This window comes from uncultured Halovibrio sp. (assembly GCF_913056445.1).
In the GTDB taxonomy this organism is placed as follows: domain Bacteria; phylum Pseudomonadota; class Gammaproteobacteria; order Pseudomonadales; family Oleiphilaceae; genus Halospina; species Halospina utahensis_B.
Genome location: NZ_CAJXMA010000127.1, coordinates 1 through 4,743 on the forward strand (window position 1 = coordinate 1; position 4,743 = coordinate 4,743).

General features: G+C 63.2%; 5 protein-coding genes. 4 read left to right on the forward strand and 1 reads right to left on the reverse strand.

All coding sequences use genetic code 11. The features are described 5' to 3' along the window. From dusA to QZ501_RS14830, 4 genes are all read left to right on the forward strand, one after another. A partial coding sequence (gene dusA, locus QZ501_RS14815) for a tRNA dihydrouridine(20/20a) synthase DusA (RefSeq protein WP_295720585.1) occupies window positions 1–810 on the forward strand: 810 nt, incomplete at its 5' end. Between the two features lie 104 nt (window positions 811–914). Beyond that, on the forward strand, window positions 915–1,880 hold the full coding sequence (gene tal, locus QZ501_RS14820) for a transaldolase (protein WP_295720587.1): 966 nt from the start codon (window positions 915–917) through the stop codon (window positions 1,878–1,880). A 26-nt stretch (window positions 1,881–1,906) separates the two neighbouring features. Further along, window positions 1,907–3,019, forward strand: a complete 1,113-nt coding sequence (locus tag QZ501_RS14825; RefSeq protein WP_160898853.1) for a 3-deoxy-7-phosphoheptulonate synthase — start codon at window positions 1,907–1,909, stop codon at window positions 3,017–3,019. Window positions 3,020–3,036: 17 nt separating this feature from the next. Beyond that, window positions 3,037–3,840, forward strand: a complete 804-nt coding sequence (locus QZ501_RS14830) for a glycerophosphodiester phosphodiesterase (RefSeq protein ID WP_151439651.1) — start codon at window positions 3,037–3,039, stop codon at window positions 3,838–3,840. On the opposite strand, the gene sthA is transcribed toward QZ501_RS14830, so the two are convergent. After that, window positions 3,824–4,743: Si-specific NAD(P)(+) transhydrogenase (gene sthA / locus QZ501_RS14835; RefSeq protein ID WP_295720589.1), on the reverse strand; the 920-nt coding region annotated here is incomplete at its 5' end. The genes QZ501_RS14830 and sthA overlap by 17 nt on opposite strands.

Below are 4,743 nucleotides of genomic sequence, written 5' to 3' on the forward strand. Positions count from 1 at the left end.
CATCCCGTTGCGCTGCAGCTGGGGGGCGCAGACCCTGCGGAACTCGCCCAGTGCGCGGCCATGGCCGAGGCCTGGGGCTATGATGAGGTCAACCTGAACGTGGGGTGCCCCAGCGACCGGGTCCAGAACAACCGTATCGGCGCCTGCCTGATGGCGGAGCCGGACACTGTTGCCCGCGCGGTGGCCGCCATGAAGGCGAGCACTGCCCTGCCCGTCACCGTCAAACACCGCATCGGCATCGACGGCCACGAGCAGTGGGAGGACCTGGTCCACTTCATCGAGCGGGTCGCGGAGGCCGGATGCCGCACCTTCATCGTACACGCGCGCATCGCCATCCTTCAGGGGCTCAGCCCCAAGGAGAACCGGGAGGTGCCGCCACTGAAGTACGACTGGGTCCATGCCCTGCGGAAACGGTTCCCCCAGCTGGAAATCATCATCAATGGCGGCTTCTGGCAGATGGACGCCATTCGCGAACAGCTCCGGCACGTGGACGGCGTCATGATCGGCCGCGCCGCCTACCAGCAGCCCTGGCTGCTGAGCCGCGTGGACCCGGAGATCCACGGCACACCAGAGCCCTGCATCACGCGTACAGAGGCCATTGAGCGGTTCATTCCCTATCTGGAACAGCGCCTGGCCGAGGGCGTCCCCCTGCAGGCGATGAGCCGCCACATCATGAACCTTTTCCACGGCTGTGCGGGCGGCCGCCAGTTCCGCCGCCATCTCAGCGAGAACGCCCATCGCGCCGGGGCCGGCACCGGGGTTGTCCGGGATGCGCTGGCGCTGGTCCAGGAAAAGGCCGATGCCGCCTGACAGGCGGATTCCGCGCTTGTGACACCGGCGACAGCGCGCTATCGTGACTCGGGTTACCCTTCAGGGTTCCAGACACCCGGATGCACAATGGACGCAACCAGCCGATGACTTCCAAACTTGATCAGCTCCGCCAAATGACCACTGTGGTCGCCGACACCGGTGACCTGGACGCCATCCGTCAGTGGCAGCCGAGGGACGCCACAACCAACCCGTCGCTGCTGCTCAAGGCCGTGTCCTCCGACGCCTATCGCAACCTGGTGGAACAGGCACTGGCCTGGGCCCGGGAACAGGACCGGAGCGCCTCTCCGGACCCGGTTCTGGCCGGGGACTGCCTGGCCGTACTGGCGGGAGAACAGATCCTCGAGAGCGTGCCCGGCATGGTCTCCACGGAGGTCGATGCGCGCCTGTCGTTCGACCGTGATGCCACCATTGCCCGTGCCCGCGAGCTTACACAACTCTACCGCCAACGGGGCGTGGACACCGACAGGGTCATGATCAAGATCGCCGCCACCTGGGAAGGCATCCAGGCAGCCCGGGTTCTGGAGCGTGAAGGCATTGCGTGCAACCTGACACTGCTGTTCTCATTCACCCAGGCGATGGCCTGCGCCGATGCCGGCGCCACACTGATTTCGCCATTTGTGGGGCGTATCCTCGACTGGCATCTGGCGCAGGCGGGCCTGGATGCCATTGATCCGGCTGAGGATCCCGGTGTGCGCTCGGTACAGCGCATCTACGACTATTACAAGGCACACAACTACCGCACCATCGTCATGGGGGCGAGTTTCCGCAACCAGGGCGAGATCGAGCACCTGGCCGGCTGCGACCGGCTGACAATCAGCCCGCAGCTGCTGGAATCGCTGTCACAGGATACCGGCACTCTGGAACGTTGCCTGGATCCCGGGAACGCCAGCCAAACGGAAACATACCCCCCGCTGGATGAGAGCGGCTTCCGCTGGCACCTCAATGAGGATGCCATGGCCACCGATAAGCTTGCTGATGGCATCCGGCGCTTTGCCGCCGACCAGCGTCAGCTGGAGAAGAATCTGGGAGACTGGATCCAGGCCGCCTGAACGCCATACAGAGACCCGGAGGGCCCATGCTACTGATACTTCACCCGGATACGGCTCGCGACAGCGAAGCGTACCGCGAGACCATGAACTTCCTCGATCAGCTCAGCAATGTCGAGGTTCGTGTCCATGACGTGCTCGGGAGCCAGCAGACACTGACCGAGGTCTACCTGATCGGCGATACCAAGGCCCTCGACGCCGGAGAGATTGAAGCACTGCCCGCCGTCGAGCGGGTCATCCGCATTTCCGACGATTTCCGTGTTCTGGGCAGGCACAGTGACGCCGAACGCCAGACCGGCTTCGACTACAACGGCATCCACTTTGACCAGGACAACCTCAATGTCTTTGCCGGCCTGTGCGCGGTGGACAACCCCACTCACGTGGAGGAGATGCTCCGGGCCCTGAAGGACAATGGCCAGCAGTGCACCCGCATGGGCGCCTACAAGCCCCGCACCAACCCCTACTCCTTCCAGGGCCATGGCGCCGACTGCCTGCCCTGGGTGTTCGAACTCGCGGGCCGGTACGACATCCGGGTAGTCGCCATGGAGGTGACCCATGAGAATCATGTGTGGGAGATCGAACAGGCCCTTGAGCAGACCGGGCATCCGACCGGCGTGATGCTCCAGGTCGGGACCCGTAACACCCAGAACTTCGAGCTGCTCAAGGCTCTGGGTCGCCAGAGCACCTTCCCGGTGCTGCTCAAGCGTGGATTCGGCATCACCCTGAACGAATCCCTCAACGCGGCTGAATACCTGGCCACCGAGGGCAATACCAATGTGATCTTCTGCCTTCGGGGCATGAAAACCGAGGCCGGCAATCCACACCGCAACCTTGTTGATTTCGCTCACATTCCGGTGGTCAAACGCCTGACCCGCATGCCGGTCTGCATTGACCCCTCCCACTCCGTGGGTGTCCGCGACCGGGCACCGGATGGAATTTCCGACATCGTCCACGCCACTGCCCAGGGGGTGATCGCCGGGGCCAACATGATCCTGGCGGACTTCCATCCGAACCCGGAAAAAGCCCTGGTGGACGGTCCTCAGGCAATGCTGCCCCGGGATCTGCCCCGGTTCCTGAAAGACGTTGAACTCTGCCACGAAACGTACCGCAAACGGCGCGCGCTCTACGCCGATAACGGATGAAGGAGGCATCCGCGCCCATGCTGATCTACGGTCATCGCGGCGCCAAAGGCGAAGCGCCCGAGAACACCCTTGCCGGCTTCATGCACGCCTACCGCCATGGCATCCGCCGCTTTGAAATGGACATTATCCTGTCCCAGGACGGAGTCCCCGTGGTCATCCATGATCGCTCCCTGCTGCGGACCACGGGCAGTGACCGGGCTGTCAGCTCGGTGTCCGCCCTGGAGATGAGTACTCTGGACGCCCGCCAGAACACCGCGAGCTGGCACCACGCCACGGGTATTCCCAGTCTTGATGATGTGGTTCAGGCCTGCCCTGACTACAGGCATCTGCAGCTGGAAGTGAAGTCCGACGAGCGGGGCCGGCTCAACCGGCTCTGCAACCGCCTGGTCGAGTGGATCCAGCGGGAAAACCTCTACGAGCGGATCACCCTGACCTCAAGCAATACCGGTTTCCTGCGCTCGGCCCGCAGGCTCGATCGCCGGGTGAGCCTGGGCTATGTGGCGGAACGGCGCTTCCCTTCCCCGGTCCGGCAGGCCAAGAGTCTTGACTGCCAGTACCTGTGCTGCAACCACCGGATCTGCAGCGCGGGTCTGGTCAGCGACGCCCGCAACAAAGGCATGAGCGTGTCCACATGGACGGTTAACCGGATCCACGACATGCTGATGCTGGAGAAAATGGGTGTGGCGTCCGTAATCACGGACTACCCAACCAGCGCCCTGGTCTACTTCGAAAACCGGCGTCGGCTGGGGCATCAGGTAGAGAGCCTGCGCGGCCCGGAGACCGACACAGACCCGGAACCGTCTCTCAGAAAATCCGGTTGAGACCGTTGAGAGCCGCCACCCGATAGGCTTCCGCCATGGTGGGGTAGTTGAAGGTGGTGTTGATGAAGTAATCCAGCGTATTCGCCTCACCGGGCTGGTTCATGATCGCCTGCCCGATGTGGACGATCTCCGCCGCCTGGTCCCCGAAGCAGTGGATGCCCAGAAGCTCCTTGGTCTCTCTGTGGAACAGCAGCTTGAGCATGCCCACCGGATCCCCGGAAATCTGCGCCCGGGCGAGATCCTTGAAGAAGGCCTGCCCCACTTCATAGGGCACCTTGGCTTCCGTCAGCTCGCGCTCTGTCTTACCCACGGAGCTGATCTCCGGAATGGTATAGATGCCAGTGGGTACGTCATCCACATAACGGAAGTACCGGTCCGCCATGATGTCCGACGAGGCCGAGCGGCCCTGATCGTACGCGGCACTGGCAAGGCCCGGCCAGCCGATCACATCGCCTACGGCATAGATGTTCGGGACCTGGGTCCGATAGTGATCGTCCACGGCAAGCTGGCCACGGTAGTTGGTCTCAAGCCCCACGTTCTCAAGGCCCAGGGAGCCGGTGTTGCCGCTTCGGCCATTGCACCAGAGGAAGGCATCGGAGCGCACTTTCTTGCCAGACTCAAGGTTCAGCACCACCCCGTGGTCATCCCCCTCCACCGACTCGTATTTCTCGTTGTGACGGACCAGCACGCCGTTGTTCCGCAGGTGGTAGCTGAGGGCGTCCGAAATCTCATCATCCAGGAAGGACAGAAGACGGCTGCCAGGGTTGATCAGATCCACTTTCACGCCCAGGCCGCAGAAGATGGACGCGTATTCACAGCCGATCACGCCCGCACCATAGATGGTGATGGTGCGCGGCGTGTGGGAAAGCGTCAGGATCGAGTCGCTGTTGTAGATCCGGTCGT

Coding starts and splice junctions, on each gene's coding strand:
- tal (WP_295720587.1), top strand. CDS start 915: ATGACTTCCAAACTTGATCAGCTCCGCCAAATGACCACTGTGGTCGCC.
- QZ501_RS14825 (WP_160898853.1), top strand. CDS start 1,907: ATGCTACTGATACTTCACCCGGATACGGCTCGCGACAGCGAAGCGTAC.
- QZ501_RS14830 (WP_151439651.1), top strand. CDS start 3,037: ATGCTGATCTACGGTCATCGCGGCGCCAAAGGCGAAGCGCCCGAGAAC.